This window comes from Gemmatimonadaceae bacterium, from assembly GCA_030647905.1.
In the GTDB taxonomy this organism is placed as follows: domain Bacteria; phylum Gemmatimonadota; class Gemmatimonadetes; order Gemmatimonadales; family Gemmatimonadaceae; genus UBA4720.
This window is the reverse complement of sequence record JAUSJA010000023.1, coordinates 1-12,589: the sequence shown is the minus strand read 5'-3', so window position 1 is coordinate 12,589 and position 12,589 is coordinate 1. Positions and strand designations below refer to the sequence as shown.

The following is a 12,589-nucleotide window of genomic DNA, read 5'->3' as shown; positions in this document are numbered from 1 at the left end:
CCCGCGGTTGTTTATATTTGAAGACTTGGGGCGTTAGCTCAGCTGGGAGAGCGCCTGGTTTGCAACCAGGAGGTCGCAGGTTCGATCCCTGTACGCTCCACTATGTAGCACAACGACTTAGCTTGTTTGGAGGGTTCTCAACGACTCGCCGGATCGGGCGTGTGCTTCCCTCTACCGGCTTTTCTTGATCTTCTCCGTCAGCGCCGGCACCAGCTCGAGCAGGTCCGCCACCACGCCCACGCTCGCGGCCTGGAAGATGGGGGCCTTGGGGTTCTTGTTGACAGCCAGCAGGAAGGGATTGCCCTTGATGCCGCCGAGATGCTGGAACGATCCACTGATGCCTAACGCGAGATAGACCTTTGGTTTGACGGTCTTCCCCGAGGTGCCGACCTGCCGCGGCTTGTCCAGCCACTTGGCATCGACGATGGGACGGGAGCAGCATAAGGCGGCGCCCATGGCCTCGGCGAGCTCCTCCACCAGGGCGATGTTCTCCTTGTCGCCGATGCCCCGGCCCACGGACACGAGCACGTCTTGGCGGGTGATGTCGATGTCCCCAGCTTCCGCCTGGATCAATTCCACGAACTTCCGGCGAGCGGTGAGCCCTTCGGCGTCCGCTGACCGATCCATCGTTTGCCCTGCGACGGGTCGGGAGTCGGCGGGCCGGAAGGCGCCGGAACGCACGGTGATCACCGCGCCGCTGGCGATGTCGCAGTGGACGTGAGCACTCACCTGGCCGGCGAACTCCTGACGCACGACCTTCAGGGTCGTGCCTAACAGACCTTCCACGCCCACTACGTCGGGCACGTAGGTGGCCCCGAGCTTCACCGAGAGCCCCGGCCCAAGATCCAGGCCGAACGTGTTGTGGGGAAGGAGCAGCATGGCCCCGGCGGGAAGCACCTTGATCAGGAGCGGCCGCAGCAGTTCGGCGTTGGGATAGGCCAATGCGGCCTGGTCGAATCTCCAGACCTCTCCGAAGGACGCGGCCACTTCCTGGCACACCGCGTCCACGCCGGAACCCGCGACGAGGGCGACAGGGGTGCAGCCGGGAAACAGGGTATGGGCGGCGGTGGCCAGTTCGAGGGCGGAATCGTCCGCCTTGCCATCCTGGTGGGCGACGAAAACGAAGATCCTGGCGTCCATTACTTGATCCCTCCCTTGGCCTTCAGGAGATCCACCAGCTTGCTGGCGAGCTCCTCCGTACTTCCCTCGAGCATCTCGGCGCTCACGCCCACCTGCGAAACGAAGTAGTCCACGCGCTTGACCTTGGCGCCCGCCAGTCCGACCGCGTTAGGCGCGAGGCCCAGGGCCGCGGCGTCCAGGACCGGGATCTCCACGGAAGCCACCTTGCGGATGCCCCGGATGCCTACATAGCGAGGCTCGTTGATGCCGGTCTGGATGGAAAGAACGCAGGGGAGCTCGATGTCGCTGATCTCCTGGTTTCCGCCGTCGATTTCCCGGCCGATGCGGAGGGACTGACCATCCTTCACCTCGATGCGGTTGACCAGGGAGGCGTAGGGCCAATCCAGCAACGCCGCCAGCATGCCGCCCACCTGGGCTGCGCCGTCATCGGCCTGGGCTCCCGTGAGGATCAGATCGTACTGCCCTTTCCGGGCGGCGGCCTTGAGGATGGTCGCGATCCCCAGGCCATCTGAGCCCGGAAAGGCGTCATCCGTCAGGAGGAGTCCCTGGGCGGCCCCCATGGCCATCTCCCGGCGCACCACCTCTTCGGCGTCCGTATCGCCCACGGAGACGACCGTGACGTTTCCGCCCACACGCTCCACGATCTGGATGGCTTCTTCCACTGCGTAGTTGTCCCACTCGTTGACCGAGTAGACGAGGTCCTCGCGCCGGATATCCGCCCCTTCCGGGCCCACGCTGATTTCGTTCTCTGCGGAGTCGGGCACGCGTTTGACACACACCAGGATTTCCATATCGAACTCCTCACAAAACGTCAGTCTTGAAGCTGGCCGTCCACCAGCTCGACAAGGTCAAGGGCTTCCATCTTGCCTTCCAGTCCGGCCACCTTGATGGCGTCCTCGATGTTGGTTAGGCAGTAGGGACAGGCGGTCACGATGACATCCGCGCCGGCCTGTCGGGCCTGCTCCACCCGCACCACGCCCATGCGCTGCTCCTCTTCGGGCTCGTAGAAGAGCATGAGGCCGCCGCCCCCGCAGCAGAAGGACCGGTCCTGGCAGTTGCCTTTCATTTCGACCCGCTTGAGTCCGGGAATGCCATCGATGGCCTCGCGCGGGGCATCGTAGGTGCCGTTGTGGCGGCCCAGGTAGCAAGGGTCATGGTAGGTGTAGGTCTTGGAGCTGTCGGCCAGGGGCTTGAGCTTGAGCTTCCCGCTCTTGATGCCCGCTGCGATCACCTCGCTCACGTGCTGCACCGGCGGCATGTCTGCATAGTCGTTCTTGAGTGCGTTCAGGGCGTGGGGATCGTTGACGACGATCCTGTGGGCTTCCGATGCCTTGATGGCCTCGGTGTTCTGTTCCTTCAGGCTCTGGAAGAGCATCTCCTCGCCGAAGCGCCTAACATCGTGCCCGCTGTCCTTCTCGTCCTTGCCGATCACCACGAAGTCCACACCCGACTGGGTCAGGATCCGGGCCGTGGCCTGGGCGATCTTCTGCATGCGGTCGTCGTAGGAGGTGATGCTGTCCACGAAATAGAGGGTCTCGGCGGTGTCGCCCTTCTCGACGAGCTTCACCGCCACGCCTTCCCCGACACCCGCGGTCCATTCGGCGCGCTTCTTCTCCAGCTTGCCCCAGGGATTGCCCCGCTTTCCGAGGGCGCTCATGGGCTTCTGGAGGGACTGGGGCACCATGCCGTCGTCGACCATCCCCCGCCGCAGGTCCACTATCTTGTCGATGTACTCGATGCCGACGGGGCATTCCTCCTCGCAGGCGCCGCAGGTGGTGCACGACCAGATCTCGTCCTCGCTGTAGATCCCGCCGATGAGCGGAGGGTGCTCGGTCGTCGGTTTGCCTAACAGCGGATAGTGCTCGAACGCGTAGTCGCGAGCCTTGATGCTGATGAACCGCGGAGAGAGGGGTCTCTTGACGGCGTTGGCGGGACAGCGATCCGTGCAGCGGCCGCAGTCGACACAGCTGTAGAAGTCCAGCATGTGCTTCCAGGTGAAGTCCTCGAATTTCTTCACCCCGAAGGATTTCAGGTCGTCCAGCTGCGCATCCGAGATGCCGTGGACCACCGGCTTGACGTTGCCGGTCTCGAGCCGCATGAAGAAGACGTTGAAGAGCGACGTGATGACGTGGAAGTGCTTGCCGAACGGGAGGAAGCAGAGGAAAAAGAAGAAAGTCAGATCGTGAATGACATAGGCCGCCAGATTGATGGCGGCCAGCGTCGATACCTGCACGCCTGACAGCATCCGCCCAAAGCCCCAAGTCAGGGTAAGGACGGTGGCGGAGGTCGCGCCTTCGCCCTGTGCGGCGAGGAGGCTCGCCTCGAACAGGCTTTCGGAGATCATCAGAGTGGCGATGAGCCCGAGAACGAACAACGCTTCAGGCGTGTGGTCCTTGCCCAGTTTCTCCGGGACGGCGTACCGCGCGGGCTTGAAGAAGGCGCGGCGCACGGCGAGGATCACCACGGCGAGGAAGACTGCGGTGCCGGCGACATCCTTGACGACGTTGTAGATCGCACCCAAGGCGCCGCTGAAGCCGGGCAGGACGAAACCATCCACGAAGCCTAACACCACCATCTGGGTGGAGCGGGCCGCCAGGATGAGAAACCCGAAAAAGACGACGATGTGGAGTACCCCGGCCAGCATGTAGCGCGGTTGGCGCCATTGGGCGAGCCAAATCTTGAGGACGAGCAGGATCCGTTCCGGAATCCGATGCAGACGGGGATCCGGAGCGGCCCGGAGCAGAGGCGCGATACGGCGCGCCATGATCCAGGCGAAGCAGGCCAGCCCCACCAGCGGTATCAGCAGGAACAGCACCATCGCGGGCATCCCCGCCAGCATGGCTGTCGCGGGAGAAAAGGGCTCGTGGGCCATGGCGTTCTCCACCGAAGCTCTGGAAGTTACTTGCCCCCGAAGGCATCCTCAGAAATGTCGACGACGACGCTGCTGCCTGACAAAATCGCTTCCATCCTTCCAAGGGCCACTGGAAGCATGACCTGCGTGTAGAACTCGGAGCTCTTGATCTGCCCGTCGTAGAATGCGACGTCCTTCTCCTTGGCTCCGGCGGCCAGCGCTTCCGCGGCGATCCTCGCACGCCACAGGAGCATCCATCCCACGATCACGTCGCCACACACTTCCAGGAAGGGGTGGGCATGGGCAGCGGCGCCGAGCAGGTTGCCGTACATGGCGGTCATGCCCATGTTCCTGGCGACCTCTTCGAGCCGGACGAGAGCCTGTTCCATCTTGTCAGCCATGGGGGCGGTGCGATCCACTTCGGCGGCGGCAGCGACACTGCGGCGGATCTCGTCGCCGACGTCGATGATGGGCCTTCCTCCGTTCTGGCCAAGCTTGCGGAAGAGGAGGTCCATGGCCTGGATGCCGTTGGTCCCTTCGTAGATCGGGGTGATGCGGCAGTCGCGCAGCAACTGCTCCATCGGGTATTCCTTGATGTAACCGTACCCGCCGTAGACCTGGACGCCCAGGCTGCAGACGTCGAAGCAGCGCTCCGAGGTGTAGGCCTTGGCGACGGGAATCAGGAAATCGACGATGTCCTGGAGCCGGGTCTTCTCCTCGGGATCGGAGGATGTCGCAATGCTGTCAAAGCAGAAGGCGATGTAGTAGGAGAGGCTCCGCAGGCTCTCCACGTAGACCTTCATGATCATCAGCATCCGACGCACGTCGGGGTGCTGGATTATCGGCACGCCGGGGGCGTCCTTGTCCATCGTTTTGAGCAGATGGCGACCCTGGATCCGTGTACGGGCATAGTTGACCGCATACATGTACGAGGGGCTGGCGCAGGCCAGAGCCTGGTTGCCCACTACCAGCCGGGCGTCGTTCATCAACTTGAACATGGCACGCATGCCCTTGTTGGCCTCTCCGATGAGGGTGCCCCGGCACCTGCCTTTGCTGCCGAGGGCCAGCGAGGCCGTGGTGTTGCCGTGAATGCCCATCTTCTCTTCGATCCCGGTGCAGACCACGTCGTTGGGCTCGCCCAGGCTGCCGTCGTCGTTGACCCAGATCTTGGGAACGATGAAGAGGGAGATCCCGGCGGTGCCGGCGGGAGCGCCTTCGATGCGCGCCAGCACGGGATGGATGATGTTGCTGGTCAGGTCGTGCTCGCCGCTGGAGATGAAGATCTTGTTGCCTGTGATGGAGTAGGTGCCGTCCGGGTTCGGGGTGGCGGTGGTGGTGAGGGCTCCGACATCGGAGCCCGCCTCGGGTTCGGTGAGCAGCATGGTGCCCGTCCACTCCCCCGAGAACAGCTTCTTCAGGAAGAGCTTCTTCTGCCGGTCGGATCCAAAGGTTTCGATGAGCTTTCCGGCGCCATGGGAGAGGTTCGCGTACATCAGGAAGGCGAAACTCGCCGACATGAGGAAATCGGTGGCAGCCGAGGCCACGGTGCGGGGCATGCCCTGCCCGCCCCACTCGGGGTCCTCGGTCATGGCCAGCCACTCGCCGTCCCGGAGAGCCTTCCAGGCCTTGTGGAATGATTCGGGGACCGTCACGTTCCCGTTCTCGAAGTGGACGCCGATTCGGTCGCCGTCGATCTGGGTGGGTAGGATCTCCTTCACGGCGAGGTTCCGGGCCTCGGAGACGATCAGGTCGATGGCCTTCCGGTTGAATTCGGAAAAGCGCTCATGCTTGGCGAGACCTTCGACCTTCAACTGTTCGTGAAGGACGAAATCGATATCTCTGCGGTCCGCTAGAATCTGGGCCATAGTGCCTCCAATGGGAAATCAGTAAAGTCGTAAAGGGGGATCGCTAGACCCGTTCGAAGACAGTGGCGATGCCCTGACCGAGGCCGATGCACATGGTGGCGATGCCGGTTTGGTGGTCTCCGGACTTCATCAGATGGAGCAAGGTCGTCGTGATACGCGCCCCGGAGCAGCCTAACGGGTGGCCGAGGGCGATTGCGCCGCCGTTGAGGTTGACCTTCTTCTCGACGTGGTCCCGCAACTGCAGGTCCTTGAGCACGGGGAGGGACTGGGCCGCGAAGGCTTCGTTGAGCTCCCAGAGCTCGATGTCCTGGAGCTTCATCTGGGCGCGGGCCAGAGCCTTCTTCACGGCCGGCACTGGACCGTAGCCCATGAGGGACGGATCGACGCCGGCGGTAGCCATGGCCTTGACCTTGGCCATGGGCTGTAGGCCGAGGGCCTTGGCGCGATCCAGAGACATCACAAGGAGGGCCGCCGCGCCGTCCGAGATGGCCGAGGAGTTGCCCGCGGTCACCGTGCCGTTCTTGGGATCGAAGGCCGGTTTGAGGGCCGTTAGGCCCTCGATGCTGGTGTCTTCGCGGATGACCTCGTCGTAGTCGTACAGCACCGAGAAACCGTTCTCGTCGTGACCTTCCATTGGCACGATCTCGTCTTTGAAGCGCCCCTCCGCCCTGGCCGCGTGGGCCTTCTGGTGGGACCGGAGGGCGAATTGGTCCTGAGCGGCCCGGCTGATGCCATGCATCTTCGCGAGGACCTCGGCCGTGATGCCCATCATGCCCGCTGCCTTGGCGGTGTACTTACTCGTGGTTGGGTTGGGGTCGAGACCGTGCGTCATGGGCAGGTGGCCCATGTGTTCCACGCCTCCGACCATGAACACCTCGCCGTTGCCCGTCATGATCGACATCGCCGCCGTGTGCAGCGCGCTCATCGAGGAGCCGCAGAGGCGGTTGATCGTCTGGGCGCTTGCAGTGTGTGGAATCCTCGTCATCAGCGACGCGAAGCGCGCGATGTTGAACCCCTGCTCGAGAGTCTGCTGCACGCAACCCCAGATCACGTCCTCGATCTCGTTGGGATCGACCTTGGGATTGCGATCGAGCAGCGCGGTGATCATCGCTGCCGAGAGGTTTTCAGCGCGGACGTTCCGGAACATGCCGCCCTTGGAGCGGCCCATCGGAGTGCGAACGGCATCAACTACGACGACGTCTTTCATCGCTTACCTCGCTTCGTGGTAGGTGGCACCGGCTTCAGCAAGCTGGACCATCCTGGCGGTGGGTTCGTAGAGCTTCCCGAGGGAAGCGAACTTGGCGGCCTTCTCGCAGAGGGCCTTGAGTCCGACGGCGTCGGCGTAGCGGAACGGGCCGCCCCGGAACGGCGGGAAGCCCAGACCGTAAATCAGTGCGATGTCCACCTCGACGGGAGTGTTGACGATCTTGTCCTCGAGGCAGCGCGAGCACTCGATGAGAAGCGGGAGCATCATGCGGTCGATGATGTCCTGGTCGGTTATCGAGGCGCTGTTGTCGACGCGGACCAGCGGCTTGAGGATTCCCTGGACCTCCGGATCGACCGTCTTCTTCGGCACGCCCTTCTTGTCAGGCACGTAGGAGTAGAAGCCCTTGCCGTTCTTCTGGCCGAAACGTCCGGCCTCGAACATCATTCCGAGAGCGGTCTTCTCGGTGGAAGCCATCCGGTCGGGGAAGCCCTGCGCCATGACGGCGTTGGCGTGATGGCCGGTGTCGATGCCGACCACGTCGAGCAGGTAGGCGGGGCCCATCGGCCAGCCGAACTTCTCCATGACCTTGTCGATCTTCTGGAAGTCGACCCCTTCGTTGACGAGCATCATGAAGCCCGCGAAGTAGGGGAAGAGGACTCGATTGACGAGGAAGCCGGGGCAGTCGTTCACGACGATCGGTGTCTTGCCCATCGCGAGCGCGTAGCTCACGGTCGTCGCAACGGCGCGGTCGCCAGACTTCGCGCCGCGGATAACTTCGACGAGCGGCATCTTGTGCACCGGATTGAAGAAGTGCATGCCGCAGAAGTTCTCGGGGCGCTTGAGCCCCTCGGCGAGGCGCGTGATGGAGATCGTTGAGGTGTTGCTGGCGAGGATCGCATCCTCTTTGACCTGGCCTTCGACTTCGGCAAGGACCGACTTCTTGACCTTCTCGTTCTCCACGACTGCCTCGACGACGATGTCGACTCCCTTGAAGTCGCCGAAGGAAAGCGTCGGACGGATGCGGGTGAACACCTCGGCCATTTCGTCCGCGGTCATCTTGCCGCGCTCGACCCGCTTCGCCAGGAGCTTCCGCGCTTCGGACAGCCCCAGGTCGATCGCCTTCTCCGCGATGTCCTTCATGACGATCGGGGTGCCCCTGGAAGCCGACTGGTAGGCGATGCCGCCGCCCATGATTCCTGCGCCGAGGACGGCGGCCGACTCCACCTTTGGAGCCGTCTTGGCCATCGTCTTGGCGACTTTCCCGACGAACTGATCGCCGAGGAAGATGGTCACGAGGTTGGCTGCGGTGGGAGTCTTCGCCATCCTGGCGAACGCCGTGGCCTCGATCTTGATCGCATCGTCGCGGCCGCGGCCGGCGCCCTGCTGCATCGCGGTGATTGCCGCGACCGGAGAGGGGTAGTTAGGCCCGGCCTTGCCGGCGACGAAGCCCTTCGCGGTCTCGAACGCCATCATCGTTTCGGTGGGATTGAGTTTGAGAGGGGAGATCTTCTCGAGCCTGCGTGCCTTCCAGTCGCGTTTCCCGGCGATTGCCTGTCCGAGCAGGTGCAGAGCGCCCTCGCGTACTTTGTCGGGGGCGACCACCGCGTCCACCATGCCGGTCTTGAGAGCCACGTCGGCGGCATACTGCTCACCTCCGGCGATCCACTCGATGGCGTTGTCGGCCCCTGTAAGGCGGGAGCTGCGCACCGTGCCGCCCCAGCCCGGGAAGATACCGAGCTTGGTCTCGGGAAACCCGATGCGGGTGTCCGTGGACATCACGCGGTAACTCGTGGTGAGGGCGAACTCGAGGCCGCCGCCGAGGGCGAAGCCGTTGATCGCCGTCACCGAGGGGAAGCCGAAATCCTCGACGGTGCAGAAGAGCTTGTGCACCTCGAGAATCCACGCGACGAGCTGATCTTCGGTGTTCTTGAAGTAGTCGATGAACTCCGTGACGTCGGCGCCGACGATGAAGCAGTCCTTGCCGCTGGTCACGAGAAGCCCTTTGACGCCGGGCTCCGCTTTTATGAGGGCCAGCACCTCGCCGAGTTCGGCCAGGGTTGCCTTGTTGAATTTATTGACGGAATCACCCTGAAGGTCGAACCGCAACTCGGCGATGCCTCCGTCCAACATCGAGCACTGGATGGACTGGCCTTCAAATTTCATTGGACCTCCGAAAAAGATGATCGAGAGCAGGGGATCGAGGAATGTTCGTTTTGCGCTCGCCACTCCGACTCGGTAACTCCGAGTCGGCAGTGAATGAGTCATCATTCAGCCATACTGACGGTAAATGTAGTCGCGTGGACCTGGCACATTTGTGCGCCCCATCACTGGTCGTTGTGTCGGGGGCCGATCCGAACGTCGCTGATGTACATGAGGAGGCGACGATCACGATGGCGGTCGTATGAGCGTATGTTGGCCCAGGCAGCGCGGGAGCAGTATGGCGACGTCGAACAATGAAGGATCAGGCCCTCCGCGGGTCCATTGAAGGCTCACCAATTGGGCACCCGTGTCAAGGGTTCGCACGCGCACGCAAAACGGGTCGCCTACTAGGCTTCTGTTTCAAGTGGAGCGCAGTTTTTCTGGGCCGGTGAGTGGCATCCGCCCGGTGCTTGCAGAAGTGAGTCCAGAGCCGCAGGGGCTTCGGTGGCGCGCCGACGGCTTGTCGTCGGCGACAGCTGCCTGACAACCTGAGCGGTTCGGCGGGCACCCGCGAGGGCCGAAAGGAAGCGGAGGCGCCGCCGTCAGCCGCCACCGCTCTACATGCTCCCGAAACCGCTCACCTGGATCTGAACTGCCGCGTCGACTCATTCGGGTGACTCCGAGCTCGCTCGAGGTGTGCTTCTGCGACGTCTCGAAGACCTCGGTTGGCCTTCACTCACGCGGCAAGCTGCGTGATCACCGCCTCGGATCCAGTGATTTCCTTCCGACTCGCACAATTCACAGTCCGGAAACTGTCATCGATCGCAATTCGGGCGCGTTTGCGAAGATCAAAGCTTTGATCCTCGGGCACGTTACGGGCAGCGCTTTGCGACGGTGGAGCCAGTGTTTGCGAACGTGCGCTACAACAAAGGGCTCGATCGCTTCACGCTGCGCGGGAAGACCAAAGTCGATGGGCAGTGGAAGCTCTTCTGCCTGGTCCACAACATCGAAAAGCTCGCCCATCATGGGTATGCGGCGTAGGTAAGCGCCGAACGGCACCGTGGCCCGACGCGACATACGCGACCGCGTCACATACAAGCGATCGATTTTCTTCGTCGGATGACGCGCGAATGCATCCGCGCAATCTCACGGGCTCGCGCACAACGCCAAAGGGAGTTTTTCTACAGCAGCAACGTTTCGTTAGATGGCGGCGCGCCGAACGCGCGGGCTACCCCGCTTTCGAAAGCGGCGAAAGTTTGGCGATCCGATCAGCTTCTTTTGATCGGAGGACATGCCATAGATCCCAGTCCAGCTGTAGTCCCAACCAAAAGTCTGCGCTCATTCCCGTCACCTGCGCGAATCGGAGTGCTGTATCCGGCGTGACACTTCGCTTCTGGCGAATAATCTCATTGAGACGGGGAAACGACACGCCGAGGCGGATGGCGAAAGCAGATTGGGAAATGCCCAGCGGCTTAAGGAACTCCTCCAATAGCATCTCGCCTGGATGGGTAGGCGGGCGATTGGTCGGAAGCCGACGGCGTACAAGCGGCTTGACAGCGATAGGGCGCTTAATGGTAGTCCGTGATTTCGACTTCGTTGGCATGACTCCCCTCCCAGCGGAAGCAGACTCGGTACTGGTCATTGATACGGATACTGTGTTGACCGCTACGATCTCCCTTCAGACGCTCCAGTCGATTGTCTGGAGGCACTGCAAGTTCCCGAAGATCTCTAACCCGATTGAGCTGCGTTAGTTTGCGCCGGACAACAGGCCAGAGAGCGGTCGGACACGCGGCTCGAGCTCTGCGACTATCGATGCCATTAAACAGGTCTTCGGAAGCCGTGTTCGCGAAGGAGCGTATCACGGTATGTATTATAACGGATGCCGTGCTAGATAGCTAGCGTGGCCCGATTACGTCCATCTAACGTCAGGTTGTGCTGCAGACACTCCATAAATTGCGCCGGCGCAGCCGGCGCCACCATACCGTGACTGTGTCAGCACCAACCATCGTTAGCCTGCGGCGCACCGGATTCTAGAAGGCATCGGCCAACGACTGCCGCCCGTGGACGATGGCGAGCACCTCGATGCAGTCTGGGCGTGGGCGGTAGAACACGCGATACGGTGGCGCGACCAGCTCACGAATCGTCGGGTCGTCCTTCTCCGGGACTCGCTTGCCGATCTCGGGATGCACTCGGGCTAGCTGCAATCGCTGGTCGATGCGCAGCACCACCCCCTCGGCATAGACGGGCGAAGTGGCACTGATGTAGTCGACGACGCCTTCGAGTTGCGTGACGGCATGCTCCGTCCAGCGGAGCGGCAGCATCAGGATGCGCGACGAATCCGAGCGCGGACTCGTGCGAGCGCGGAGTCGTGGTCAATCGTGCGCCCAGCGTCGGCGTCGGCGAGGCCAAGCTCAATGGACTGCCGCACATAGACCTCGTAGGCGAGGTCGTCCCAGCTGGCGTCGGCCGGAAGCTGGTCGACGAGGCGCTTGGCGTCGGGGCGAATGTCGGTGTGATCGGCCATTGGAGTAACCTGTCAGGAGTGTCGGAAACTCGCAAGCGACTCGGGAGCGAGAGCCGGTCTCGTCAGGCTAACCATCGTTAGCTGGCATCTCGCTCACGGCGAAGCAGCTCGCACAGCTCGCGGGCACGAAGCCAAGGACGTGTGCGATGAAGCATTCGATGACAGTTGGAACAGACAAGCGCAAGATCCTCGACCCGCGTGCGCACACGAGTCCTCACTTGTGAAAGCGGCTCATCATGATGCGCTTCGATGAAACCCGCGCCACGGGCGCCGTACGCTTGTACGAAAGAGAATCCGCACACGTCGCAAGCAAGGTCTCCCGTTGTGACGAGGCGCTGTCGCTTCGCCTCCAGTGGCGCGCGCCCGTTTCGTTCGCGGCTTTGATGGAGCCTAAAGATGATCGCCCCCTCAGGAAAGCTGCGGTCATCAGCTTCCTGCACCGGGGTGACTCCCAGTAGCACATCGTTCTTGCCGACTACCACAAAGCCGCGATCGCGAAGAAACTCGTTTGTCTCATCTCCGCCGCTGAAGCGCCCGAGCCGCACACCAGCGACTGTAGCGGCTTCACGCACGGCTTCCTTCGGTGGCACTCGGTGTAGCTCGTCCACTAGATCGTATCGCGTCGATCTGCGCCGCACCGGCCACCCACGCAGCGCTAGCTGCGGGATAGCTCTCTTGAGGTGTGCACGTGTGATCTCATCTGGAATCATGACAGGTCCGGCTAACGCCTACGATTCAGCTGCAGCCGAATCAAATAAAAGCGCGCGAAGCGCGCATACGATAGACCGGCTGACTGCTGCAATCGTTTGTTAGCTGTCAGCGCGCGAGCAGATATCGGTCGACGAATTGCCTGGGAGTCCAAA

Annotated in this window: 9 protein-coding genes, 1 tRNA gene and 1 pseudogene; 2 read left to right on the top strand and 9 right to left on the bottom strand. The window is 62.5% G+C overall.

The window, feature by feature from the left end; translation table 11 throughout:
* Nucleotides 1-27: 27 nt before the first annotated feature.
* A tRNA-Ala gene (locus Q7S20_04660) sits at nucleotides 28-100 on the top strand.
* A gap of 71 nt (nucleotides 101-171) precedes the next feature.
* Here Q7S20_04660 and Q7S20_04655 read toward each other — a convergent pair.
* Genes Q7S20_04655 through fadB form a run of 6 tightly spaced genes read right to left on the bottom strand, consistent with a single transcriptional unit; the run spans nucleotide 172 to nucleotide 9,226 of the window.
* Complete coding sequence (locus tag Q7S20_04655; protein MDO8501113.1) at nucleotides 172-1,140, bottom strand: electron transfer flavoprotein subunit alpha/FixB family protein; 969 nt, start codon at nucleotides 1,138-1,140, stop codon at nucleotides 172-174.
* Complete coding sequence (locus Q7S20_04650; GenBank protein MDO8501112.1) at nucleotides 1,140-1,931, bottom strand: electron transfer flavoprotein subunit beta/FixA family protein; 792 nt, start codon at nucleotides 1,929-1,931, stop codon at nucleotides 1,140-1,142. Before Q7S20_04650 ends, Q7S20_04655 begins: the two co-directional genes overlap by 1 nt.
* A 20-nt stretch (nucleotides 1,932-1,951) precedes the next feature.
* On the bottom strand, nucleotides 1,952-4,012 hold the full coding sequence (locus Q7S20_04645) for a heterodisulfide reductase-related iron-sulfur binding cluster (GenBank protein ID MDO8501111.1): 2,061 nt from the start codon (nucleotides 4,010-4,012) through the stop codon (nucleotides 1,952-1,954).
* A gap of 26 nt (nucleotides 4,013-4,038) precedes the next feature.
* A complete protein-coding gene (locus tag Q7S20_04640) occupies nucleotides 4,039-5,856 on the bottom strand; it encodes an acyl-CoA dehydrogenase (protein MDO8501110.1) in 1,818 nt (605 codons plus the stop codon).
* 43 nt (nucleotides 5,857-5,899) lie between these two features.
* Complete coding sequence (fadA, locus tag Q7S20_04635) at nucleotides 5,900-7,063, bottom strand: acetyl-CoA C-acyltransferase FadA (protein ID MDO8501109.1); 1,164 nt, start codon at nucleotides 7,061-7,063, stop codon at nucleotides 5,900-5,902.
* Nucleotides 7,064-7,066: 3 nt separating this feature from the next.
* Entirely contained in the window at nucleotides 7,067-9,226 is a 2,160-nt protein-coding gene (gene fadB, locus Q7S20_04630) for a fatty acid oxidation complex subunit alpha FadB (protein MDO8501108.1), read from the bottom strand.
* 849 nt (nucleotides 9,227-10,075) lie between these two features.
* Between fadB and Q7S20_04625 the strand changes: the two are divergent.
* Nucleotides 10,076-10,243: pseudogene (locus Q7S20_04625) on the top strand (transposase).
* Between the two features lie 187 nt (nucleotides 10,244-10,430).
* Here Q7S20_04625 and Q7S20_04620 read toward each other — a convergent pair.
* The 3 genes from Q7S20_04620 to Q7S20_04610 form a co-directional block, all read right to left on the bottom strand.
* Complete coding sequence (locus Q7S20_04620) at nucleotides 10,431-10,805, bottom strand: HigA family addiction module antitoxin (GenBank protein ID MDO8501107.1); 375 nt, start codon at nucleotides 10,803-10,805, stop codon at nucleotides 10,431-10,433.
* Between the two features lie 427 nt (nucleotides 10,806-11,232).
* Complete coding sequence (locus Q7S20_04615) at nucleotides 11,233-11,523, bottom strand: type II toxin-antitoxin system RelE/ParE family toxin (GenBank protein ID MDO8501106.1); 291 nt, start codon at nucleotides 11,521-11,523, stop codon at nucleotides 11,233-11,235.
* A complete protein-coding gene (locus tag Q7S20_04610) occupies nucleotides 11,523-11,726 on the bottom strand; it encodes a hypothetical protein (protein ID MDO8501105.1) in 204 nt (67 codons plus the stop codon). Before Q7S20_04610 ends, Q7S20_04615 begins: the two co-directional genes overlap by 1 nt.
* Nucleotides 11,727-12,589: the final 863 nt, after the last annotated feature.

Excerpts from the sequence above, each read along its gene's own strand:
- Q7S20_04655 (MDO8501113.1), bottom strand. The coding sequence starts at position 1,140 with ATGGACGCCAGGATCTTCGTTTTCGTCGCCCACCAGGATGGCAAGGCG.
- Q7S20_04650 (MDO8501112.1), bottom strand. The coding sequence starts at position 1,931 with ATGGAAATCCTGGTGTGTGTCAAACGCGTGCCCGACTCCGCAGAGAAC.
- Q7S20_04645 (MDO8501111.1), bottom strand. The coding sequence starts at position 4,012 with ATGGCCCACGAGCCCTTTTCTCCCGCGACAGCCATGCTGGCGGGGATG.
- Q7S20_04640 (MDO8501110.1), bottom strand. The coding sequence starts at position 5,856 with ATGGCCCAGATTCTAGCGGACCGCAGAGATATCGATTTCGTCCTTCAC.
- fadA (MDO8501109.1), bottom strand. The coding sequence starts at position 7,063 with ATGAAAGACGTCGTCGTAGTTGATGCCGTTCGCACTCCGATGGGCCGC.
- fadB (MDO8501108.1), bottom strand. The coding sequence starts at position 9,226 with ATGAAATTTGAAGGCCAGTCCATCCAGTGCTCGATGTTGGACGGAGGC.
- Q7S20_04620 (MDO8501107.1), bottom strand. The coding sequence starts at position 10,805 with ATGCCAACGAAGTCGAAATCACGGACTACCATTAAGCGCCCTATCGCT.
- Q7S20_04615 (MDO8501106.1), bottom strand. The coding sequence starts at position 11,523 with ATGCTGCCGCTCCGCTGGACGGAGCATGCCGTCACGCAACTCGAAGGC.
- Q7S20_04610 (MDO8501105.1), bottom strand. The coding sequence starts at position 11,726 with ATGGCCGATCACACCGACATTCGCCCCGACGCCAAGCGCCTCGTCGAC.